The organism is Burkholderia cepacia, assembly GCF_001039005.1.
GTDB classification, from domain to species: domain Bacteria; phylum Pseudomonadota; class Gammaproteobacteria; order Burkholderiales; family Burkholderiaceae; genus Burkholderia; species Burkholderia theae.
Window position 1 is genome coordinate 15,126 of record NZ_LDWR01000050.1, and the last position, 22,287, is coordinate 37,412.

Below are 22,287 nucleotides of genomic sequence, written 5' to 3' on the forward strand. Positions count from 1 at the left end.
TCGACCGCAATGAGCCTTACCGAACCGATCGAACGCCTGTGGGGCGGCCGCTTCCAGTCGCAACCGTCCGACGCGCTGCAGAACCTGTCCCGCTCCGATCCGAGTTTCTACCGACTCGTGCCGTACGACCTGGCGGGCTCCCGCGCACACGCACGCGAGTTGAACCGCGCCGGCATCGTGAACGACGACGAACTCGCGCAGTTGCTGGCCGCGATGGACGGCATGGCGCGCGACTATGCGGCCGGTGCGATCGCGCCGTCGCTCGCCGACGAGGACGTGCATACGTTCCTCGAGCGCGTGCTCACGCAGCGGCTGCCGGCGCTCGGCGGCAAGCTGCGTGCCGGACGCTCGCGCAACGACCAGGCGGCGAACGACCTGCGCCTGTACCTGCGCGACAAGGCGCGCCGGCTCGTGCGCGGCGTGCTCGACCTGCAGGAAGCGCTGATCGGCCAGGCGAGCCTGCACGTCGATACGGTGACCGCCGGCTTCACCCATCTGCAGCCCGCGCAGCCGATCGTGTTCGGCCATCAGTTGCTCGCGCATGCGCAGTCGCTGTATCGCGACGCCGACCGTCTGGTCGACTGGGACCGCCGCACCGCGCGTTCGCCGCTCGGCGCAGCCGCGCTGGCGGGCTCGGCGATCTGCGTGCGGCCTGACCTGTCCGCGCAGGAGCTCGGTTACGACGCGCCGTGCGAGAACTCGATCGACGCCGTGGCCGCACGCGATCACGTCGCCGAATTCACGTTCGTCGCGAGCATGCTGGCCGTGAACCTGTCCCGCCTGTCGGAAGAAGTGATCCTGTGGACGTCGCGACAATTCCGCTGGGTGGAACTCGACGACGGTTATGCGACGGGCAGTTCGATCATGCCGCAGAAGAAGAACCCGGATATCGCGGAACTGACGCGCGGCAAGGCGGGGCGCCTGATCGGCAACCTGACGGGCCTGCTCGCGACGCTGAAGTCGCTGCCGCTCGCGTACAACCGCGATCTCGCGGAAGACAAGATCGCCGCGTTCGATTCGATCGACACGCTCGAACTCGTGCTGCCGGCGATGGCGGGGATGATCCGCACGATGCGCGTGAACGTCGACGAGATGCGTCGCCAGGCACCGCTCGGCTTCACGCTCGCGACCGAGGTTGCGGACTGGCTTGCGCTGACGGGCGTGCCGTTCAGCGAAGCGCATGAAATCACCGGCGCGCTCGTGCGTGCATGCGAACGCGACGGCATCGAGCTCGCGGACGCGAGCGCGGAACAGTTGCAGGCCGTCGACCCGCGCCTTGCGCCGGCGGTGCGCGCGCATCTGACGCTCGACGCGGCCGTCGCCGCGCGCGGCGGTGCGGGCGGCACGTCGCCCGCGCGCGTGCGCGAGCAGATCGGCCGCCTGAGTCACGCGATCGAACGCCAGGCCGCATGGGCGGCCGACTACCGGGGGCCGTCATGCTGAGCGCATCCGATTCGCGCCGTCTCGACGGCGCACCAGGGCCGGCCGACGCCGCGGCAGACGACACCGTTGGCCTCGTGCGCGTGCGCCGGCGCTACTGGGGTCGTTATGTCGCGTCGATCGCGATCATTGCCGCGCTCGCCTACGTGGTCGCCGCGTTCGCGCGCGGACAGATCGAGTGGCGCGTCGTCGGCCAGTTCCTGACCGCGCGCTCGATCCTGACGGGGCTCGGCAACACGATCGTGATGACCGTCCTCGCGATGACGCTCGGGGTCGTGCTCGGCGTCGTCACCGCGGTGATGCGGCTGTCGTCGAACCCGGTGCTCGGTGCGATCGCGCAGGGCTACATCTGGCTGTTCCGCGGTACGCCGGTGATCCTGCAACTGCTGCTGTGGTTCAACCTCGCACTGGTGTTTCCGACGCTCGGCATCCCGGGTATCGCCGAGTTCCGGACCGTCGACGTGATGACGCCGTTCCTCGCGGCTGTGCTCGGGCTCGGCATCAACCAGGGTGCGTATACGTCGGAAGTCGTGCGCGCGGGGCTGCTGTCGGTCGACACCGGCCAGTACGAGGCCGCGAAATCGATCGGCATGCCGCGCCTGCAGGCGCTGCGCCGGATCATCCTGCCGCAGGCGATGCGCGTGATCGTGCCGCCGATCGGCAACGAGCTGATCGGCATGGTCAAGCTGACGTCGCTCGCGAGCGTCGTGCAGTACGCGGAGATGCTGCACAACGCGCAGAACATCTACTACGCGAACGCCCGCGTGATCGAGTTGCTGATCGTCGCGGGCATCTGGTATCTCGCTGTCGTCACCGTGCTGTCGCTCGCGCAGGCGCGCGTCGAACGGCGCTTCGCGCGCGGCGCGGGTCGCGCGGCGGGGCGCGCATGAACGGCACGACCCTCAACCATCGGGAGAACGTCATGACGAACGCGGTCGTTCGCGCAGTCGACGTGCGCAAGTCGTACGGCGATTTCCAGGCGCTGCACGGCATCACGCTCGACGTCGCGCAGGGCGAAGTGCTGTGCATCATCGGGCCGTCGGGCTCGGGCAAGAGCACGTTCCTGCGCTGCATCAACCAGCTCGAGACGATCAGCGCGGGCGCGCTGTGGGTCAACGGCGAACTGGCCGGCTACCGGCGCACCGGCAACCGGCTCCACGAGCTGTCGGAGCGCCAGGTCGCGCGCCAGCGGCTGGCGACGAGCATGGTGTTCCAGCGCTTCAACCTGTTCCCGCACAAGACCGCGCTCGAGAACGTGATCGAGGGCCCCGTGCAGGTGCTCAAGCGCCGCCGCGCGCAAGCGGAGGAGGAAGCGCGTGCGCTGCTCGCGCGCGTCGGGCTCGCGCACAAATGCGATGCGTTTCCGGTCGAGCTGTCGGGCGGCCAGCAGCAGCGCGTCGCGATCGCGCGGGCGCTCGCGATGCATCCGCAGTTGATCCTGTTCGACGAGCCGACGTCGGCGCTCGATCCGGAGCTCGTCGGCGAAGTGCTGGCCGTGATGCGCGATCTCGCGAAGAGCGGCATGACGATGATCGTCGTCACGCATGAGCTCGGATTCGCGCGCGAGGTGGCCGATCGCGTCGTGTTCATGGACGGCGGCCGGATCGTCGAGAGCGGGCCGCCCGACCAGGTGCTGTCCGCACCGACGCACGCGCGCACGCGCGATTTCATCTCGGCCGTGATTGCATGAACGGGCCGGGCGCCCCGTACCACCGCGCCCGATCGATCGAGCCGACAACGAGACCGGCGCAGCATCCCATTACATCACCATGACAAGGCGACACCCATGAAAGCATCCGTCCTGACCCGCACGCTGGCCGCCGTCGCATTCGGCGCGTTCGCGCTTCATGCTTCCTTCGCAGTCGCCCAGGCCGCGAGCGCGAAGCGCACGCTGAACGTCGCGATCGTGCCGAACTATCCGCCGTTCGAATACAAGGACCCGGCGACCGACAAGCTCGCGGGCTTCGACGTCGATCTCGGCGAAGCGCTCGCCGCGAAGATGGGCGCGAAAGCGAACTGGGTCGAGACGAGCTTCGACCAGATGATGAGCGCGGTCGCGACGCAACGCGTCGACATGATCCTGTCCGGCATGACCGACCTGCCGACGCGCCGCGACGCGGTGACGTTCGTCGACTACATCGAGACGGGGCCGCAGTTCTACACGCTGAAGACGCGCGCCGGCGAGTTCGCGCAGATGAGCGCGCTGTGCGGCAAGCGCGTCGGGTCGAGCCGGCGCACGTCGTTCCCGGACAACACGACCGCGTGGAGCGCGGAGAATTGCGTGAAGGCCGGCAAGCCGGCAATCGTCGTGGTCGGCACCGACGGTTCGTCAGACGCGCGCATGCAGTTGCGCCAGAACCGCATCGACGCAGCCGTGCAGGGCGGCGAGACGCTGCCCTACCAGAACAGCCTCGAGCAGAACGCATACGCGCCGGTCGGCAAGCCGTTCCTGTCGCAATACACGGGTATCGGCGTCGCGAAGAGCAACACCGCGTTGAGCAGCGCGCTGACCACGGCGCTCAACCAGATGATCGCGGACGGCTCGTACCACAAGCTGCTCGCGAAGTGGGGGCTGCAGGAACACGCGGTGGCGAAGGCGATGATCAACGGCACGCACTGAGCGCGCGATGACGGACCTGGCTCCCCGCTGGCCGGACGCGAAGCGCGCGTGCGTCGCGCTCGCGTTCGATCTCGACGGCCCGACCGGCGACGCGATGCTGAACGGGTCGATCTGGCGCAACCCCGCGTATTTCACGCTCGGCAGCTACGGGCCGTGGCGCGCGCTCGGCCGGTTGCTCGACATGCTCGCGGCGTTCGATCTGCCGGCGACGTTCTTCGTGCCTGCGTGGGTCGCGCGGACGTGGCCCGGGCAATGCGCGGCGATCGTCGAGCGCGGCCACGAGATCGGCTACCACGGCTATCGGCACGAAGCGTTCTGGACGCTCGAGCCCGAGCGGCAGCGCGAGATCATGGCGCAGTCGGCCGAGATCCTCGCACGTACGCTCGGCGTGCGGCCGGTCGGCTTCCGCACGCCGTCCGGCGACTGGAGCGCGGCGACGGTGGCCGTGCTGCGCGAAGCCGGCGTGCGCTATTCGAGCTCGATGCGCGGCGACGACCGGCCGTACCTGCTGCACGGCGAGGACGGCGGGCCGCCGCTCGTCGAGATACCCGGCCGCTGGGAGACCGACGACTACGCGTCGCTTGCGTATCACCGCAACCCCGATTACCCGGCCGGGCTCGACCGGATCGCGGGTTACGACGCGACGCTCGACAACTGGACACGCGAATTCGACGGCGTGGTGCGGGACGGGCTGTGCCTGACGACGCTGCTGCATCCTAAGGTCTGCGGCAAGCCCGGCCGCATCGCGCTGCTCGAGGCGTGGCTCGGCCACATGCGCGCGCAGGACGGCGTATGGTTCGCGCGCTGCCGCGAAGTGGCCGACTGGTGGCTTGCGCAGCACGCACGAGACACGCAACCCACGCAACGGAGCGGCCTGTGACGACACTTCCCTCATGGCCGGGCGGCGCGCGATGCGCGGTCGCGATCACGGTCGACTTCAACGACATTCACGGTATCCAGACCCGCGAGCCGCGCATCGTCGGCCGCGAGAAATCGCTGTCGGTCTGGCGTTACGGCGCGACGCGCGGCGTCGACCGGCTGCTCGCGGCATTCGACGCGTTCGGCGTCCCGGCGAGCTGGTTCGTCCCGGGCATCGTCGCCGAAACGCATGCGGAAGCGGTGCGCGCGATCGCCGCGGCCGGCCACGAGCTCGGCGTGAGCGGCTATCGCTGCGAAGACTTCGACGCGTTGCCGCTCGCCGCGCAGGTCGATGCGTGCCGCGCCGGGCGGGCGGCGCTCGCCGACACGATCGGACGCGACGTGGAAGGCTTCCGCTCGTTCACCGGCAACTGGGCCGACGGTTTCGCGGATTGCCTGGTCGCGGAAGGCTTCACGTGGTCGTCATCGTGGCGCGGCGACGATCTGCCCTATATTCATCCACGCGGCGACGGCGGCGCGGACGGTGCGCGGCTCGTCGAGCTGCCGCTGCACTACGAACTCGAAGACGCGCCGTACTTCGAGTTCAACCTGTCGCCGCCTGTGCCGGCCGGGCAACCGCGCATCGCGGCATACCGCGACGTGCTCGACAACTGGCGGCGCGACGTCGACGGGTTTCGGCGCTTCGGGCTGTGCTGCGTGCTGCGCCTGCATCCCGAGATCATCGGCACGGCAGGGCGGATCGATTTGCTGCACGCATTGCTCGCGCATTTGCGTGACGCCGGCGACGCATGGTTCGCGACGGGGCGCGACATCGCGCGCTGGTGGCGTGCACAGGCACCCGTCAATGCGCCGGGACATCCGGTCGACGTGTTCGCGCGTTGCGTGGCAGAGGAGTCGGCGCGATGACGACGGAGACGGAAACGCGCGCAACGCGGCTTGCGGCATTCGTCGCGCAGACGTCCGCCGATGCATTGCCGGACGACGTCGTCGCGAAGGCCAAGCGTCATGTACTCGATACGTTCGGTGCCGCGCTGGCGGGCGCGTCGGCGGTCGAGACGCGTAGCGCCCGTGCGCTGACCGGCGCCGTCGCGCAGGGCGGCGCATCGCTGTGGGGTACGCGCCGCGCCGCAGGTGCGCGCGATGCGGCGTTCGTCAACGGGATTGCCGCGCACGCGCTCGAACTCGACGATTCCGGCGGCTGCGATCATTCCGGCGCGGTGGTGCTGCCGGCCGTGCTCGCCGCGTTGTCGTGCGCGGGACGCCCGGTGACGGGCCGCGAATGCGTGGCGGCGATCGTGCTCGGTTACGACGTCGGCCGGCGCGTGCTCGAGGCAGCGGGCGGCTATTCGGTGCATAACGGCGCGGGCTGGCACTCGACGCTCAGTTGCGGCGTGTTCGGTGCGGCGGCCGCGAGCGCGCGCGTGCTCGGGCTCGACGCCGCGCGCACGCGCGACGCGCTCGGCCATGCGGCGAGTTTCGCGGGCGGCCTGTGGGGTTTCATCCACGACGGATCGCAGACGAAGCGGCTGCACGCCGGGCGGGCGGCGGAGGGCGGCGTGCTCGCGGCGCTGCTCGCGCGCGAAGGCGTGAGTGGCCCCGCGCACGTGTTCGACGACGTGTGGGGCGGTTTTTTCAACACCTTCGCCGCGCAATCGCATGCGCCTGACGCATTGACCGACGGCCTCGGTGAGCGCTGGAAGCTGATGCGCTGCTCGATCAAGCCGCATGCATCGTGCCGCAGCGCGCATGCGGCCGTCGACGCGGCGCTGCGGCTCGCGGACGGCCGCATGTTCACGGCAGGCGAGATCGAACGGGTGGTCGCGCGCGCGAGCGGGTTCGTTGCCCGCATGTGCGGCGGTCGCGACCTGTCGACGCTGTCGTCCGCGCAGATGAGCCTGCCATACGCGGTGGCGGCGGCGCTTGCATTCGGCGACACGGGGATCGGCGTGTATCGCGCGGACCGGCGCAACGATCCGCGCGTGACCGCGCTGCTCGCGCGCATCGCGGTCGACGTCGATCCGGCGCTCGGCGATCTCGACGAGCCGACGGTGATCCTGCATCGCCCGGATGGCGGACGGGAATCGTGCCATGTGCCGATCGCGCTCGGCGATCCTCGCAATCCGCTGTCGGACGCGGCGCTGCTGGCGAAATATCGCGCGCTGGCGGGGATGGCGCTCGACGGCGCGCGTGCCGATGCGCTGAGCGACGCGTGCCTGTCGCTGGACCGGCTGGCGGACGCGCGCGTGATGAATGACTGGCTGGCGGGTGATGCGGAGGCTGTCGACGCGATTGTTTGAAGCGGAAGGCCGTGTCAGCATTGGCTCGCGGCGCTCGGGTCGTCCAAAGTTAAACTAAATGTGATCACTCCCCGTCGCAAAATTTTGCACAATGGCGGCAGCGCGGCCTTTCGCCGCGATTTGACCCCGGCCACCGGCCGTCCGGACCGGGGGTGGCCCGAACCGATCACCGACCACCGACCATCATTACCAAGCCCAATCTGCCGCCACCCACCACCATGGACCACCCCAAACGCATCCTGATCGTCGAGGACGACGCCGACATCGCCGACGTGCTGAGCCTGCACCTGCGCGACGAGCGCTACGAGGTCGTGCACAGCGCGGACGGCACGGAAGGGCTGCGCCTGCTCGAGCAGGGCGGCTGGGACGCGCTGATTCTCGACCTGATGCTGCCGGGCGTCGACGGCCTGGAAATCTGCCGGCGCGCGCGCGCGATGACGCGCTACACGCCGATCATCATCACGAGCGCGCGATCGAGCGAGGTACACCGGATCCTCGGCCTCGAGCTCGGCGCCGACGACTATCTGGCGAAGCCGTTCTCGGTGCTCGAGCTCGTGGCGCGCGTGAAGGCGCTGCTGCGGCGCGTCGACGCGCTCGCGCGCGATTCGCGGATCGACGCGGGCACGCTCGACCTCGCCGGGCTGTCGATCGACCCGATCGCGCGCGAGGCGAGCGTCGACGGCGCGCGCATCGACCTCACGCCGCGCGAGTTCGACCTGCTGTATTTCTTCGCGCGGCACCCGGGCAAGGTGTTCTCGCGGATGGACCTGCTCAATGCCGTGTGGGGCTATCAGCACGAAGGCTACGAACACACGGTCAACACCCACATCAACCGGCTGCGCGCGAAGATCGAGGCCGATCCGGCCGAACCCGTGCGGATCCTCACCGTGTGGGGACGCGGCTACAAGCTCGCCGCACCGGGCCAGCGGGACGGATGATGAAACTCACGCTCACCCAGCGGCTGTCGCTTGTGTTCTCGATCCTGCTGCTCGCGTGCTCCGGCGCGTCCGCGTGGCTGCAGATCCGCGCGAACGACATGCGCGAGAAGGAAGTCGTGCAGGGGCTGTCGCGCGACCTGGCCGCCAACATCGCCAACAGCGCGCCGCTGATGGACGCGAACGGACTGCGCCCCGACGCCGTGCGCACGCTGTTCAGCCAGCTGATGGGCGTGAACCCGAGCGTCGAGGTGTACCTGCTCGACAACGCGGGGCGGATCAAGGGCGACGATGCGCCGCCCGGCCACGTGAAGCGCGACCGCGTCGATCTCGCGCCGGTGCAGCGCTTCATCGCGGGCCAGGCGCTGCCGATCCTCGGCGACGATCCGCGCAGCCCCGACGCGCGCAAGGTGTTCAGCGCCGCGCCGCTGCAGCGCGCGGGGCAGTCGCCGTCGGGCTATATCTACGTGGTGCTGCTCGGCGAGGCGCATGACCGGCTGGCCGCGCGCGTCGACGCCGGCAACGTGCTGCGCACGACGCTGTGGTCGATGGCGGTCGTCGCGCTGCTCGGCCTGCTCGCGGGTCTCACCGCGTTCAGCTTCATTACGCGCCCGCTGCGTCGGCTGACGGACGCGCTGCGCCGCTTCGACGCGAACGGCGCGCCCGACACGCAGCCGCCGATGCCGCGCTCGCTGCCGGGCCAGCGCGGCGACGACATCGCGGTGCTCGAATCCGCGTTCGCGCAGATGGCCGACCGGATCGGCGACCAGTGGCGCGCGCTGACGCGCCAGGACCAGCAGCGGCGCGAACTGATCACGAACATCTCGCACGACTTGCGTACGCCGCTCACGTCGCTGCACGGCTATCTGGAGACGCTGTCGCTGAAGTCCGACTCGCTCGCCGAGCCCGAACGCCGGCGCTACCTGTCGATCGCGCTCGCGCAGAGCGCGAAGGTCGGCCGGCTCGCGCAGGCGCTGTTCGAGCTCGCGCGGCTCGAATCGGGCGGCGTGCAGGCCGAGCGCGAGCCATTCTCGCTCGTCGATCTCGTGCAGGACGTGTTCCAGAAATTCGAGCTGACCGCGCAGGCGCGCGGCGTCGCGCTGCATGCGCGGATCCCGCCGCGCGTGCCGGTCGTGTGGGCCGATCTCGGGATGATCGAGCGCGTGCTGACCAACCTGCTCGACAATGCGCTGCGGCACACGCCTTCGCACGGCGAGGTCGAGGTCGCGCTGGAGCCGCAGGGCGACTGCGTGCTCGTGACCGTGTCGGATACCGGGGAAGGGATCCCGGCGGCGCGCCGCGAAGGGCTGTTCCAGCGGCCGCAGCGGCCGATGAGCGGCGGCGCGGCGACGAGCGGCGGGCTCGGCCTGCTGATCGTGCACCGGATGCTGGCGCTCAACGGCAGCGGCATCCGGCTCGTCGACCGGGCCGGGCGCGGCGCGGTATTCGAGTTTGCGCTGGCGGTCGCGGCGCCGGCGGCCGGCGACGCGCGCTGAAGCCGATCGGGTTGGCCACTCGCCGCCCTGCGTTTACCCGCCGCGCTTGCGCCGCACGTCGCTCGGCGTCGTGCCGGTCCAGCGTTTGAACGCGTGACGGAATCCGACCGCATCGCTGAAGCCGAGCGTCAGCGCGATGTCCTCGGTGCTGAGCGTGGTCGTGCTGAGGTAATCGATCGCGAGCGCCTTGCGCACGCTCGTCAGCAGTTCGCTGTACGACGTGCCTTCTGCTTCGAGCTTGCGGCGCAGCGTGCGCGACGTGATGCAAAGGATGTCCGCGATCGCGTCGATGTCCGGGAAGTGTCCCGGCGTGCGCGTGAGCTCCTGGTAGACGCGTCGCGTGATGCCCGGCTGGCTGCGCAGTTCGTCGAGCAATTGCGCGCAGTGCGACGACACCTGCGCGGCGGTGATCGGATTCGCGAGCTGCGGCGCGCGCGTGAGCCACGCGGCCGGGTAGCTGAGCACATGGTGCGGCTGGTCGAACGCGATCGGGCATTCGAGCGCGTCGGCCAGCGATCCCGCGTGTGCCGGCTGCGGCTGCGCGAACTGCGCGCGCGCCGGCACGCACCACGCACCCATCACGTCCTTGATGATCGTCACGTGCAGCGCGAACTGCATGTCGATCAGGAAACGGTACAGCGGCACGTCGAGATCGGGCAGTGCGACTTCGTGCCGGTCCGGAAACAGCCATGACGCGGTATCGCCCTGTACGACCCAGCGGATCGGGAGCATGCCGTTCGCGAGCCGGTGATATTTGACGGCCGAATCGAACGCGTGCGCGAGCGATGCCGAGCACAGCATCGCGTAACCGTACATCCCGTAGCTCGACGCGTGCAGCAGGCGGCCGACGCGCACGCCGAGATCGGAACCGTCGTACCGGCCGATCGCATTGCGCGCGGCCGTCAGGAACTGCAGCGGCGACGTGAGCGTAAACGGGTCCGCGACGGCGGCCGGCGTGAGGCCGGTGCCGTCGAGTACCGCGGCCGGGTCGAGGCCGGCTTGCGCCGCCACGTCGACCAGCACGGCCAGCTTGGCCGGCGAGAAACGCTGCTCGCGCAACGTGTGGATGGGCGTGGCGTCCGGCAGGCGGGCTGCGCGGGCGGCCGTCGGGTTCAAGAGCGCACTGCGCGGCATGGCTGGATCCTGCGTCCGAATCGATATCGTTTACGGCACGCAATTCTGATCGGGATCGGTCCCATGCGCCACAGGGTTCACCCTGATACGCGCGCCGGCGCCGCCCGGCGCGGCCGGCCCGACGGCCTGTCTCAACCGGCTTCGACCGGTTTCAACCGGCCTGGAATACGCCGGCCTGCCACGCGAACGGTTTCGCGAGCCGGTTCCACGTGTTGATCTGCGCGACGATCAACGTGAGCGTCGCGAGTTCGTCGCGATCGAAATGCGCACGCGTCGCGTCGACGAGTTCGTCGCCGATCGCGTTTTCGCTGATCAGCGTCAGCGCTTCGGCCCAGCGCAGCGCGGCCTGTTCCTTCGGGCTGTAGAGATCGGGCGTTTCGTGCCACACGGGCAGCAAGTGGTAGCGCAGCGGATCCTCGCCCGCGTGGATGCCTTCCTTGATATGACGGTCGAGACAGTACGCGCAGCCGTTCAGCTGCGAGACGCGTGCGCGTACCAGCTCGACGAGCGTGAAATCGTGGCCGGTGTTGTTCGCGTATTCCTCGACATTGAGCACGACGTCGAGCAGCCGGGCGGGAAGTTGTCCAAACGAGATGCGTTCTGGCATGGCGACTGACCTTTGTGAGAGCGGGATAGGATCGTTGGGTGGATGTGTGGCGCTGTTTGTTCCGGTTCGGCGTGCTGCCGCGATCGGCGGCATATAGGCAGTAATCCTGATTAATGGGTAGCGGGATCAACCGGTGTGTCCAGACAACGTTGCACACATGATCCGTTGTGCGGATGCGTGTGCGTCGGCTTCATCGCGGTGGTGCGCGGCAGGTTCGGCCGCGGCGAACCGGAAGCGAAGCGATCGTATCAGGCGCGACCGTCGGCAGGAATCGCCGGAATCCGTATGTTGTTCATGTTGATGGGCCGATAGTCGATACGCCGGGGCGTTCAGCCGCGATTGTCCGGATCGGTGCGCAGGATCGCGTCGGCGAACTCGACGAATCCACTGCCGCCCGGGCCCTGCGTGATCCATCGCGGCAGAGCAGGCAGTTGCGGCAGATACTCGACCACGGTGCTCACGCCGGCCGTGTGCGTGAAGTAGCTGAACATCGGCGCGTCGTTCGTCGAATCGCCGGAACAGGCGGTGCCGCGCCGCACGAAGTTGCCTAGACAAGCGCATGCGCGCGTGTCCGTTTCGATCATCTTTTCGGCCGCCCGGATCATTTTCAAAGTGCGTCGCGCGGGCGATAGTCGCCAGTCAGGCGACGGCCCGCGCCCTTCGGCGTGCAGGCCGCCGTGCGAACGGCGCGCTGCGCGCGCGCCGTCCCCCGAGGAGTGAGACATGACGAAGAGACACTGGACCGGGTCGTATGGATCGATCCCCGCCGAGATCGACGCCGATCTCTATCCTTCCATCAGCGCGCTGCTGGACGACGCGATGCGCCGCTTCGCCGATCGTCCGGCGTTCCATGCATTCGGCCGCACGCTCAGCTATGCCGACGTCGACCGCCTGTCGACCGCGCTGGCCGCGTATCTGCAGCAGGTCGTCGGCGTCCGCAAGGGCGATCGCGTGGCCGTGATGCTGCCCAACGTGCTCGCGTTTCCGGTCGTGTTCGTCGCCGTCGCGAAGATCGGTGCGATCCAGGTCAACGTGAACCCGCACTACACCGCGCGCGAGCTCGAGCATCAGCTCAACGACGCGGGCGTCGAGGTCGCCGTCGTGTGCGGCGGGTCGATGGGCACGTTCGCCGATGTAGTCGGCGGCACCGGCGTGCGTACCGTGCTGAGCGTGGGGCGCGGCGATCTCGGCGTCGTCGATGCACCGGCCGGCACATGCGACGCGCTGCCGCCCGGTTCGATCGCCCTCGCGGACGCCATTGCAGCAGGCGAATCGCTCGCGTGCGAGCCGGTCGCGCTGGGCGGCGCGGACCTGCTGCTGTTGCAATACACGGGCGGCACGACCGGCTTGTCGAAGGGCGCGGCGCTGTCGCACCGCAACCTCGTCGCGAACATCGAACAGTTCGCGGCGATCGTGCCGGCTGCACGGGAGCCGGGCGAAGAAGTCGTCGTCACGGCGATCCCGCTGTATCACATCTTCGCGCTGACGGTGAACTTCCTGTCCTACTTCGCGATCGGCGCGCAGAACTGGCTCGTCGCGAACCCGCGCGACATGGACGGGTTCATCGACGTGCTGAAGGCCGCGCGGCCGACGGTATTTGTCGGCGTGAACACGCTGTACGCGGGGCTCGCGGGGCATCCGCGCCTGAAGGAAGTCGACTGGTCGCGGCTGAAGCTGTCGGCCGGCGGCGGCGCGGCGGTGATCGACGTGATCTCGTCGCGCTGGAAGGCGGTGACGGGCAATTTCATCCGCGAGGGTTACGGGCTGTCGGAAACGTCGCCGGTCGTGTCGTTCAACCCGCAGTCGATCGATGCCTTCACGGGCACCACGGGTCTGCCGCTGCCGTCGACCGACGTGAAGCTGCTCGACGACCAGGATCGCGAGGCGGCAATTGGCGAGGCGGGCGAGATCTGCGTGAAGGGGCCGCAAGTGATGACCGGCTACTGGCAGAAGCCGGACGCGAACGCGGCCGCGTTCACGGCGGACGGTTATTTCCGCACCGGTGACGTCGGCGTGTTCGATGCAGCCGGCTTCCTGCGGATCGTCGACCGCAAGAAGGACATGATCATCGTGTCGGGCTTCAACGTGTACCCGAACGAGGTGGAAGCCGTCGCGACTGCGCTGCCGGGCGTGGCCGAATGCGCGTGCATCGGCGTGCCGGACGCGCGCACGGGCGAGGCCGTCAAGCTGTTCGTGGTGCTGGCGCAGGATGCCGACGTGACGGAGGAACAGCTCGTCTCGCATTGCCGCGCGAGCCTCGCGGCGTACAAGGTGCCGAAGATCGTTCGTTTCGTGGACCGGCTGCCGAAGTCGACGGTCGGCAAGATCCTGCGCCGGGAACTCAGCCGCACCGACTGATGGCGCCGACGCGCCGCGCGGCCGCGGCTGCGCGGCCCGGCGCGCCGAAGGCCCCGAAGGTTCCGCGAGGGCCGCTCAAGTACAATGCGAGCGGTTCGATCGACGGGGACGCGATGACCGGCTCAGATTCACTTTCCGCCCAGCCCGGGCGTGCGCTGCCGTCGCCGAGCGCGACGGTGCCGATCTCGCTCGTCAACGGTTTCCTCGCGAGCGCGGGCGCGCAGCGCGACGTGGTCGAGCGTTACCTGCGCGGGGCCGGCATCCCGCTCGAGCTGCTCGGCGAGCCGCATGCGCGCGTGACGGAGGAGCAGTTCTCGACGCTGTACCGCACGCTCGCAATCGACCTCGACGACGAGATGCCCGGCATCTTCTCGCGCCCGCTGCGCGGCGGCACGCTGAAGTACCTGTGCCTGAGCCTGCTCGATGCGCGCAACCTCGAAACGACGCTGCATCGTTTCGGGCAATTCTTCCATATCCTGCTCGACGATTTCTTCGTCGAATCGAAGCGCGACGGCCTCGTCGCGCAGGTGCTGCTGCGTCCGAACGATGCCATCGGCCCGATCGGCGCGCTCGGCCAGGAACTGATGCTCAAGCTCGTGCACGGCGTGTGTTCCTGGCTGATCGGGCAGAAAATCCCGCTGCTGCAGATCGAGTTCGCGTGCCCGCGGCCGCGCCATGCGGTCGACCATCTGTATTTCTTCACCGGCTCCGTGCAGTTCGACTGCGAGCGCACGCTGATGCGCTTCAGCGCCGACTACCTCGACGCGCCGATCCGGCAGAGCAAGCGCAACCTGCGCAAGTTTCTGGCGCGCGCGCCCGGCGACTGGATTTTCGAATCGTTCAGCGAACAGCTCGTGTGCCACCGCGTGCGGCAGTACCTGTCGGCGGCGCTGCCCGACCTGCCCGCGATCGACCAGGCGGCCGAACACCTGCACTGCTCGGTGCGCACGCTGAGCCGCCACCTGGCCGCTGAAGGGACGACGTTCCAGGTGCTCAAGGACGAACTGCGGCGCGACATCGCGATCCAGCGGCTGACCGATACGCCCGATACGATCGCGGCGATCGGCGCCGACATCGGCTTCGACGACCCGAGCGCGTTTCATCGTGCGTTCCGGCACTGGACGGGGAGTACGCCGGGGACGTATCGGCGGCGGGCGTAGCGCGTTTTTTTCAAACCGCTCCCATAACCGGCTCCTTTCGTTCGCTCCCATGGCCGGCTCCCATAGGCGATTCCCATAACCGGCTCCCGTAGCCGCCGCCGGCATGCCGCGCCGTTTCGGCCCCACCGGCCGGCACACCGATCGCTCGCTGTTTTCGTCGAAACCGGCTCCGGCCAAACCCTTATCCGGCCGGCCGTTTCCGGCAACACTCGCTCATCGCGTGGCCGATTTTGTCACTATGTGGGCCGGATATGACAACGGGAATCGACCGTCCCGGCATTACGATGGGCCACGTCGTCGCCTGGGTCGGACCGGTTTTGCCGCATCGATCCAGCAGCGCGCCCCATTCACCGCCTGATTTGGAACATCGACCATGAGCTATAACGCCCCCGTCAAGGACATGCTGTTCGTGCTGAAGGAACTCGCGGGCATCGACGCCGTTGCGCAGTTACCGGGCTTCGAGGATGCGGGTTACGACACGGCGCAGGCCGTGCTCGACGAGTCCGCGAAGTTCTGCGGCGAGGTGCTGGCGCCGCTGAACGTCGAAGGCGACCGCAACCCGAGCAGCTGGAAGGACGGTGTCGTGACCGCAACGCCGGGTTTCGCGGAAGCGTTCCGCCAGTTCGTCGAAGGCGGCTGGCAGGGGCTGCAGCACCCGGCCGAATACGACGGCCAGGGGCTGCCGAAGCTGATCGCGACGCCGTGCATCGAGATGCTGAACGCGTCGAACCTGTCGTTCGCGCTGTGTCCGCTGCTGACCGACGGCGCGATCGAAGCGCTGCTGACGGCCGGCACCGACGAGCAGAAGCAGCGCTACGTGCCGAAGCTGATCTCGGGCGAATGGACCGGCACGATGAACCTGACCGAGCCGCAGGCGGGCTCCGACCTGGCGCTGGTGCGCTCGCGCGCCGAGCCGCAGGGCGACGGCACGTACAAGGTATTCGGCACGAAGATCTTCATCACGTGGGGCGAGCACGACATGGCGGACAACATCGTCCACCTGGTGCTGGCCCGCACGCCGAACGCGCCGGAAGGCGTGAAGGGCATCTCGCTGTTCATCGTGCCGAAGTTCATGGTCAACGAGGACGGCTCGCTGGGTGCGCGCAACGACGTGCACTGCGTGTCGATCGAGCACAAGCTCGGAATCAAGGCGAGCCCGACGGCGGTGCTGCAATACGGCGACCACGGCGGCGCGATCGGCTACCTGATCGGCGAGGAGAACCGCGGCCTCGAATACATGTTCATCATGATGAACGCGGCGCGCTTCGGCGTCGGGATGCAGGGGATCGGCGTGGCCGACCGGGCGTACCAGAAGGCGGCGGAATTCGCGAAGGAACGCGTGCAGAGCCGCCCGGTGGACGGGTCGGCCAAGCAGTCGGTGACGATCATCCATCACCCGGACGTGCGCCGCATGCTCGGCACGATGCGCGCGCTGACCGAAGGTGCTCGGGCGCTGGCGTACGTGGCCGCCGCGCACAGCGACGTTGCCCACCGCCATTCGGACGAGGCGACGCGTGGCCGTCATCAGGCAATCTACGAGTATCTGGTGCCGGTCGTGAAGGGCTGGAGCACGGAGATGGTGAACGATGTGGCGAGCCTGGGCGTGCAGGTGCATGGCGGGATGGGCTTCATCGAGGAGACGGGCGCGGCGCAGTACTACCGCGATGCGCGGATCCTGGCGATCTACGAAGGGACGACGGCGATCCAGGCGAACGACCTGGTCGGCCGCAAGACGATGCGCGACGGCGGCGCGGTGGCGAAGGCGCTGATCGCGGAGATCGACGCGACGGTGGCGGCGCTGGGCAAGCTGGACGGCGCGGCGGCGGCCTCGATGAAGGCGCAGCTGGAGAAGGGTGCGCGAGCGCTGTCGTCGGTGGTGGATTACGTGGTGGCGAACGTGAAGCAGGATCCGAACGCGGTGTTCGCGGGCAGCGTGCCGTACCTGAAGCTGGCGGGCGTGGTGCTGTGCGGGTGGCAGATGGCACGCGCGCTGGTGGCGGCGCAGGCGAACCGCGCGAGCGACCCGGCGTTCTTCGATGCGAAGATCGCGATCGCGCAATGCTACGCGGAACACGTTCTGGTGCAGGCAGGCGGGCTCGAGGCGTCGATCGTCGGCGCGAAGGGCAACGAGAGCGTGCTCGCGTTGACGGAAGACCAGTTCTGACCGGTTGACGGTCGGGACGCTGGAGGAGACAGGATTTTGACCACACAGGACTTGCTCGCGCAATACGGCCCGCGCGAATCGATGGAATACGACGTCGTGATCGTCGGCGGCGGCCCCGCCGGGCTGTCGGCGGCGATCCGGCTCAAGCAGCTGGCCGCCGAGAAAGGCACCGAGATCGGCGTGTGCGTGCTCGAGAAGGGTTCCGAGATCGGCGCGCACATCCTGTCGGGCGCGGTGATGGATCCGCGCGCGATCAACGAGCTGTTCCCCGACTGGAAGGAACGGGGCGCGCCTTTGGACGTCGAGGTGACCGAAGACCGCTTCCTGTTCCTGTCCGAGAAAAGCGCGGTCACGACGCCGAACTGGGCACTGCCCGCCAACTTCCAGAACCACGGCAACTACGTGATCTCGCTGGGCAACGTCACGCGCTGGCTCGGCCAGCAGGCGGAAGCCTTGGGCGTCGAGATCTTCCCCGGCTTCCCGGCCGCCGAGATTCTCTATAACGACGACAGCTCCGTGAAGGGCGTCGCGACCGGCAACATGGGCGTGGGCAAGGACGGCGAGCCGACCGAGAACTTCCAGCTCGGCATGGAGCTGCACGCGAAGTACACGCTGTTCGCCGAAGGCTGCCGCGGCCACCTCGGCCGCCAGCTGATCTCGACGTTCAAGCTCGACGCGAACGCCGAGCCGCAGGCGTACGGGATCGGCATCAAGGAACTGTGGGAAATCGATCCCGCGAAGCACAAGCCGGGCCTCGTGATCCACACGGCCGGCTGGCCGCTGAAGTCCGATACCTACGGCGGCTCGTTCCTGTATCACATGGACAACAACCAGGTCGTGGTCGGCTTCGTGGTGGGCCTCGGCTACACGAACCCGTACCTGTCGCCGTTCGAGGAATTCCAGCGCTACAAGACGCACCCGTCGATCCGCGCGTTCCTGGAAGGCGGCAAGCGCGTGTCGTACGGTGCGCGTGCGATCACGGCGGGCGGCCTGCTGTCGCTGCCGAAGACGGTATTCCCGGGCGGCGCGCTGATCGGCGACGACGCGGGTTTCCTGAACGCATCGCGGATCAAGGGCAGCCACGCGGCGATCAAGACCGGCATGCTGGCGGCGGACGCCGCGTTCGACGCGCTGCAGGCCGGCCGTCAGTCGGACGAACTGAACGCATACCCGGACGCCTTCAAGCAGTCGTGGCTGTACACGGAGCTGTACCGCGCGCGCAACTTCAAGCAGTGGATGGCGAAGGGGCTGTACCTGGGCACGCTGATGGTGGGGATCGAGCAGAAGGTGATGGGCGGCAACGTGCCGTGGACGCTGCATCACCAGCATGCGGACCACGAGATGCTGAAGCCGGCGTCGCAGTGCGAGCCGATCGAGTATCCGAAGCCGGACGGCAAGCTGACGTTCGACCGGCTGTCGTCGGTGTTCATCTCGAACACGAACCACGAGGAGAACCAGCCGGCGCACCTGACGCTGAAGGATGCGAGCGTGCCGGTGAACGTGAACCTGCGCACGTACGCGGGGCCGGAGGCGCGGTTCTGCCCGGCGGCGGTGTACGAGTTCATGAAGAACGACGACGGCAGCGATCGGCTGGTGATCAACGCGCAGAACTGCGTGCACTGCAAGACCTGCGACATCAAGGACCCGACGCAGAACATCGTGTGGGTCACGCCGGAAGGCGGCGGCGGGCCGAATTACCCGAACATGTAACGTATCAACGCGCCTGCGTGCGCGAACGAACCGGAGCAGACGATGAGCAATGCAGCGAAAGAAGTCGTGGTGGTGAGCGGTGTCCGTACCGCGATCGGTGATTTCGGCGGCAGCCTGAAGGATTTCTCGCCGACCGACCTCGGCGCGAAGGTCGTGCGCGAAGTGCTGTCGCGCGCGAACGTGCCGGGCGACGCGGTCGGGCATGTCGTGTTCGGCCACGTCGTGAACACCGAACCGAAGGACATGTATCTCGCACGCGTCGCGGCGATCGACGGCGGCGTCGCGCAGCACGCGCCGGCGCTGACCGTGAACCGCCTGTGCGGCTCGGGCCTGCAGGCGATCGTGTCGGCCGCGCAGACGATCATGCTCGGCGATGCCGACGTCGCGATCGGCGGCGGGGCGGAGAGCATGAGCCGCGCGCCGTACACCGTGCCGGCCGCGCGCTTCGGCCAGCGCATGGGCGACGGCAAGCTCGTCGACATGATGCTCGGCGCGCTGCATGACCCGTTCCAGTCGATCCACATGGGCGTGACGGCCGAGAACGTCGCACGCAAGTACGACATCTCGCGCGACGCGCAGGATGCGCTTGCGCTCGAATCGCATCGTCGCGCGGCGCGCGCGATCGCGGAAGGGCGCTTCAAGGATCAGATCCTGCCGATCGCGATCCGCTCGAAGAAGGGCGAAGTGGCGTTCGATACCGACGAGCACGTGCGTCACGACGCGAGCGCGGACGATTTCACGAAGCTGCGCCCGGTGTTCGCGAAGGAGAACGGGTCCGTGACGGCCGGCAACGCGTCGGGCATCAACGATGCGGCCGCGGCCGTGCTGATGATGAGCGCGGACGCCGCGCGCGCGCAGGGCGTCAAGCCGCTCGCGCGTCTCGTTGCCTATGCGCACGCGGGCGTCGATCCGGCCTACATGGGTATCGGCCCGGTGCCGGCCACGCAGAAGGCGCTCGAACGCGCGGGCCTGAAGATTTCCGATCTCGACGTGATCGAGGCGAACGAGGCGTTCGCCGCGCAGGCCTGCGCGGTCACGCAGGAACTCGGCCTCGATCCCGCGAAGGTCAACCCGAACGGGTCGGGCATCTCGCTCGGCCACCCGATCGGCGCGACCGGTGCGTTGATCACGGTCAAGGCGCTGTACGAGCTGAAGCGCATCGGCGGGCGTTACGCGCTCGTGACGATGTGTATCGGTGGCGGCCAGGGGATTGCGGCGATCTTCGAGAACATCTGATAATCGAACGCTCAGCACCCGAACACACAGGAACTTTCATGGCCATCGAAATCGTCGGCGTCGTGGGCGCCGGAACCATGGGCAACGGCATCGCACAGACCGCCGCCGTTGCGGGACTCAACGTCGTGATGATCGACGTCAGCGATGCCGCGCTCGACAAGGGCATCGCGACGCTGAAGGGCAGCCTCGAGCGGCTCGTGTCGAAGGACAAGCTCGATGCGGCCACACGTGACGCGGCGCTGGCGCGCATCACGACGTCGACCGACTACGCGAAGCTTGCGTCGGCCGACATCGTGATCGAAGCCGCGACCGAGAACGTCGATCTGAAGGGCCGCATCCTGAAGCAGATCGAGGCCGTCGCGCGGCCGGACGCGATCATCGCGACCAACACGTCGTCGATCTCGATCACCGCGCTTGCGGCGCCGCTCGCCGATCCGTCGCGCTTCGTCGGCATGCACTTCTTCAACCCGGTGCCGCTGATGCCGCTCGTCGAGATCATCCGCGGGCTGCAGACGAGCGACGCGGCCGCGTCGGCCGTGCGTGCGCTCACCGAGCGTTTCGACAAGTCGCCGATCGGCGTGCGCAATTCGCCGGGTTTCGTCGTGAACCGGATCCTCGTGCCGATGATCAACGAGGCGTTCTTCGTGCTGGCCGAGGGCATCGCGTCGGCCGAGGAGATCGACGCGGGGATGAAGCTCGGCGCGAACCACCCGATCGGGCCGCTCGCGCTGGCCGACCTCGTCGGCCTCGACGTGTGCCTCGCGGTGATGGACGTGTTCGTGAAGGACTTCGGCGATCCGAAGTATCGTGCGTGCCCGCTGCTGCGCGAGATGGTGTCGGCAGGGCGGTTGGGGCGGAAGACGGGGCGTGGGGTGTATGACTACGCTTGACGCGTAGCGAGGTCGTCGAATCGGATGGCGAGTCGGGCCGGATGGCATGGTGCATCCGGCCCGACTCGCGTTTGCATTTTTCCGACCGTATCGTCCGTTGCGCGGGCGATCGCTGTGCGCGGGGCATCGGGTCGAAGCTCGCGTTGCCGTCAAGGGGCCTTCAAGCCGGGCAACACCATGACACATTGCGCTCGATGTGGTGCCCGCTGCGCCTCTACCGATTTGTCCGCCCCTTTGCTAATGTGTCTTCGATTCAGCCCACACCCGGATGTCCAAGGCAAATATGGAAATCAAGTGGATCGAGGATTTCATCGCGCTCGCCCAATACCAAAGCTTTTCCCGAGCAGCGGAGTTTCGTAACGTAACGCAGTCGGGTTTTAGTCGCCGAATCCAGTCGCTCGAGCAGTGGATCGGCGCCGAACTGATCGATCGCAGCAGCTTCCCGCCTGTGCTGACACCGGCCGGACAACTATTTCGCGAGACGGCTGAAGACGTGCTCAGCCGACTGTTCGACACACGTGCAATCATCCGCACCGAGCAACGAATCGCCGGCAAGAGCCTGCAGATTGCCGCCGGCCACACGATCGCGCTCAGTTTCCTGCCGGGCTGGCTCAAAGCGCTGGCGCCCCATTTCGGCGAGGTGCGGGCGCGCGTTATTCCAACGAACGTCCACGACTCGATCCTGATGCTCGTCAACGGAAACTGCGAGCTTATGTTTGCCTATCATCATCCCGAGCTGCCGTTGCATCTCGACCCGGGCAGATACGAGCACGTGACCGTCGGTATCGACACGCTGATGCCGGCATGCAAGCCCAACCGGCGGTCGGCACCCGCTTTTCGCCTGCCGGGGACGAAGCAGAATCCGCTGCCGCTTATTTCGTATACGGAAACCAGCTACTTCGGACGTTGTCTTGCGCTGCTGCTCGCTCGGGCACCCGATACGCCAGCGTTGCAGCTGCACTACGAATCCGATATGGCCGAAGTGTTGAAGAAGCTCGTGCTGGAGGGCGAGGGCGTAGCGTGGTTGCCCAAGAGCTCGATCGCCGCCGAGCTGGAGACCGGCGACCTCGTGCCTGCCGGCCCGGCAGCGTGGTATCTCGAAGTCGAGCTGCGTGTCTATCGCGACGCCTCCAACCGCAGCGAATTTCTGGATACGCTTTGGCAACACCTCCGTGCCGCATCGCCCCGACTCGCCTAGGGTTTTCCCCTGTTATGCGGATCTCGCATACCATCATGATGCACTAGCATCGCGGTTTTATTGACGCTCCCTACCATTCGTTCCAACGGCAAATGTGACGCCCGGTCAGCGTCATTTGGGCCCATTCCCAGCGTTCGGCAGCCTTCGGCAGCCCGGCGCCACC

Annotated in this window: 18 protein-coding genes and 1 pseudogene; 16 read left to right on the forward strand and 3 right to left on the reverse strand. The window is 67.9% G+C overall.

All coding sequences use genetic code 11. The features are described from left to right. The first annotated feature begins 9 nt into the window (after positions 1–9). From argH to VL15_RS27730, 9 genes are all read left to right on the forward strand, one after another. On the forward strand, positions 10–1,443 hold the full coding sequence (argH, locus tag VL15_RS27690; RefSeq protein ID WP_048249865.1) for an argininosuccinate lyase: 1,434 nt from the start codon (positions 10–12) through the stop codon (positions 1,441–1,443). Next, positions 1,437–2,330 carry an amino acid ABC transporter permease gene (locus tag VL15_RS27695; protein WP_048250044.1) on the forward strand — a complete coding sequence of 298 codons (894 nt, stop codon included), beginning with the start codon at positions 1,437–1,439 and terminating at the stop codon, positions 2,328–2,330. Before argH ends, VL15_RS27695 begins: the two co-directional genes overlap by 7 nt. Beyond that, on the forward strand, positions 2,327–3,130 hold the full coding sequence (locus VL15_RS27700) for an amino acid ABC transporter ATP-binding protein (protein WP_048249866.1): 804 nt from the start codon (positions 2,327–2,329) through the stop codon (positions 3,128–3,130). Before VL15_RS27695 ends, VL15_RS27700 begins: the two co-directional genes overlap by 4 nt. Positions 3,131–3,226: 96 nt before the next feature. Next, complete coding sequence (locus VL15_RS27705; protein WP_048249868.1) at positions 3,227–4,060, forward strand: ABC transporter substrate-binding protein; 834 nt, start codon at positions 3,227–3,229, stop codon at positions 4,058–4,060. 7 nt (positions 4,061–4,067) lie between these two features. Next, complete coding sequence (locus VL15_RS27710) at positions 4,068–4,940, forward strand: polysaccharide deacetylase family protein (RefSeq protein WP_048249870.1); 873 nt, start codon at positions 4,068–4,070, stop codon at positions 4,938–4,940. Next, positions 4,937–5,845: a polysaccharide deacetylase family protein gene (locus VL15_RS27715; protein WP_048249871.1), complete on the forward strand. Its 909-nt coding sequence runs from the start codon at positions 4,937–4,939 to the stop codon at positions 5,843–5,845. Before VL15_RS27710 ends, VL15_RS27715 begins: the two co-directional genes overlap by 4 nt. Further along, on the forward strand, positions 5,842–7,236 hold the full coding sequence (locus tag VL15_RS27720; protein WP_048249872.1) for an MmgE/PrpD family protein: 1,395 nt from the start codon (positions 5,842–5,844) through the stop codon (positions 7,234–7,236). Before VL15_RS27715 ends, VL15_RS27720 begins: the two co-directional genes overlap by 4 nt. 218 nt (positions 7,237–7,454) lie before the next feature. Further along, positions 7,455–8,174 (forward strand): response regulator transcription factor, encoded by a 720-nt coding sequence (locus VL15_RS27725; protein ID WP_048249873.1) that lies wholly within the window; start codon positions 7,455–7,457, stop codon positions 8,172–8,174. Further along, positions 8,174–9,667, forward strand: a complete 1,494-nt coding sequence (locus VL15_RS27730) for a sensor histidine kinase (protein WP_048249875.1) — start codon at positions 8,174–8,176, stop codon at positions 9,665–9,667. Before VL15_RS27725 ends, VL15_RS27730 begins: the two co-directional genes overlap by 1 nt. 33 nt (positions 9,668–9,700) lie before the next feature. On the opposite strand, the gene VL15_RS27735 is transcribed toward VL15_RS27730, so the two are convergent. From VL15_RS27735 to VL15_RS27745, 3 genes and pseudogenes are all read right to left on the reverse strand, one after another. Continuing rightward, complete coding sequence (locus VL15_RS27735) at positions 9,701–10,801, reverse strand: AraC family transcriptional regulator (protein WP_048249877.1); 1,101 nt, start codon at positions 10,799–10,801, stop codon at positions 9,701–9,703. A gap of 151 nt (positions 10,802–10,952) precedes the next feature. After that, positions 10,953–11,408 carry a carboxymuconolactone decarboxylase family protein gene (locus VL15_RS27740; protein ID WP_048249879.1) on the reverse strand — a complete coding sequence of 152 codons (456 nt, stop codon included), beginning with the start codon at positions 11,406–11,408 and terminating at the stop codon, positions 10,953–10,955. Between the two features lie 329 nt (positions 11,409–11,737). Next, positions 11,738–11,932, reverse strand: a pseudogene (locus VL15_RS27745) (HAD family hydrolase); the annotation flags it as partial. A gap of 199 nt (positions 11,933–12,131) precedes the next feature. Between VL15_RS27745 and VL15_RS27750 the strand changes: the two are divergent. The 7 genes from VL15_RS27750 (at position 12,132) to VL15_RS27780 (ending at position 22,124) form a co-directional block, all read left to right on the forward strand. Next, positions 12,132–13,766, forward strand: coding sequence for an AMP-binding protein (locus VL15_RS27750; protein WP_048249882.1), 1,635 nt, complete (start codon positions 12,132–12,134; stop codon positions 13,764–13,766). Then, positions 13,766–14,926, forward strand: coding sequence for an AraC family transcriptional regulator (locus tag VL15_RS27755; protein ID WP_048249884.1), 1,161 nt, complete (start codon positions 13,766–13,768; stop codon positions 14,924–14,926). Before VL15_RS27750 ends, VL15_RS27755 begins: the two co-directional genes overlap by 1 nt. A 373-nt stretch (positions 14,927–15,299) precedes the next feature. Further along, complete coding sequence (locus VL15_RS27760) at positions 15,300–17,090, forward strand: acyl-CoA dehydrogenase (protein ID WP_048249885.1); 1,791 nt, start codon at positions 15,300–15,302, stop codon at positions 17,088–17,090. Between the two features lie 81 nt (positions 17,091–17,171). Continuing rightward, positions 17,172–18,800, forward strand: a complete 1,629-nt coding sequence (locus VL15_RS27765) for an electron transfer flavoprotein-ubiquinone oxidoreductase (protein ID WP_419188702.1) — start codon at positions 17,172–17,174, stop codon at positions 18,798–18,800. A 42-nt stretch (positions 18,801–18,842) separates the two neighbouring features. Continuing rightward, positions 18,843–20,036 (forward strand): beta-ketothiolase BktB, encoded by a 1,194-nt coding sequence (gene bktB / locus VL15_RS27770; protein ID WP_048249888.1) that lies wholly within the window; start codon positions 18,843–18,845, stop codon positions 20,034–20,036. 38 nt (positions 20,037–20,074) lie between these two features. Continuing rightward, positions 20,075–20,926, forward strand: a complete 852-nt coding sequence (locus VL15_RS27775) for a 3-hydroxybutyryl-CoA dehydrogenase (protein ID WP_048249889.1) — start codon at positions 20,075–20,077, stop codon at positions 20,924–20,926. A gap of 283 nt (positions 20,927–21,209) precedes the next feature. Beyond that, on the forward strand, positions 21,210–22,124 hold the full coding sequence (locus VL15_RS27780) for a LysR substrate-binding domain-containing protein (RefSeq protein ID WP_048249890.1): 915 nt from the start codon (positions 21,210–21,212) through the stop codon (positions 22,122–22,124). The last annotated feature ends 163 nt before the right edge of the window (positions 22,125–22,287 follow it).

Bases quoted from the DNA above. Each gene is read 5' to 3' on its own strand.
- VL15_RS27710 (WP_048249870.1), top strand. From the start codon at position 4,068: ATGACGGACCTGGCTCCCCGCTGGCCGGACGCGAAGCGCGCGTGCGTC.
- VL15_RS27775 (WP_048249889.1), top strand. From the start codon at position 20,075: ATGGCCATCGAAATCGTCGGCGTCGTGGGCGCCGGAACCATGGGCAAC.
- VL15_RS27755 (WP_048249884.1), top strand. From the start codon at position 13,766: ATGGCGCCGACGCGCCGCGCGGCCGCGGCTGCGCGGCCCGGCGCGCCG.
- VL15_RS27730 (WP_048249875.1), top strand. From the start codon at position 8,174: ATGAAACTCACGCTCACCCAGCGGCTGTCGCTTGTGTTCTCGATCCTG.
- VL15_RS27765 (WP_419188702.1), top strand. From the start codon at position 17,172: ATGGAATACGACGTCGTGATCGTCGGCGGCGGCCCCGCCGGGCTGTCG.
- VL15_RS27780 (WP_048249890.1), top strand. From the start codon at position 21,210: ATGGAAATCAAGTGGATCGAGGATTTCATCGCGCTCGCCCAATACCAA.
- VL15_RS27735 (WP_048249877.1), bottom strand. From the start codon at position 10,801: ATGCCGCGCAGTGCGCTCTTGAACCCGACGGCCGCCCGCGCAGCCCGC.
- VL15_RS27725 (WP_048249873.1), top strand. From the start codon at position 7,455: ATGGACCACCCCAAACGCATCCTGATCGTCGAGGACGACGCCGACATC.
- VL15_RS27760 (WP_048249885.1), top strand. From the start codon at position 15,300: ATGAGCTATAACGCCCCCGTCAAGGACATGCTGTTCGTGCTGAAGGAA.
- bktB (WP_048249888.1), top strand. From the start codon at position 18,843: ATGAGCAATGCAGCGAAAGAAGTCGTGGTGGTGAGCGGTGTCCGTACC.
- VL15_RS27700 (WP_048249866.1), top strand. From the start codon at position 2,327: ATGAACGGCACGACCCTCAACCATCGGGAGAACGTCATGACGAACGCG.
- VL15_RS27705 (WP_048249868.1), top strand. From the start codon at position 3,227: ATGAAAGCATCCGTCCTGACCCGCACGCTGGCCGCCGTCGCATTCGGC.
- VL15_RS27720 (WP_048249872.1), top strand. From the start codon at position 5,842: ATGACGACGGAGACGGAAACGCGCGCAACGCGGCTTGCGGCATTCGTC.
- VL15_RS27695 (WP_048250044.1), top strand. From the start codon at position 1,437: ATGCTGAGCGCATCCGATTCGCGCCGTCTCGACGGCGCACCAGGGCCG.
- VL15_RS27740 (WP_048249879.1), bottom strand. From the start codon at position 11,408: ATGCCAGAACGCATCTCGTTTGGACAACTTCCCGCCCGGCTGCTCGAC.
- VL15_RS27750 (WP_048249882.1), top strand. From the start codon at position 12,132: ATGACGAAGAGACACTGGACCGGGTCGTATGGATCGATCCCCGCCGAG.
- argH (WP_048249865.1), top strand. From the start codon at position 10: ATGAGCCTTACCGAACCGATCGAACGCCTGTGGGGCGGCCGCTTCCAG.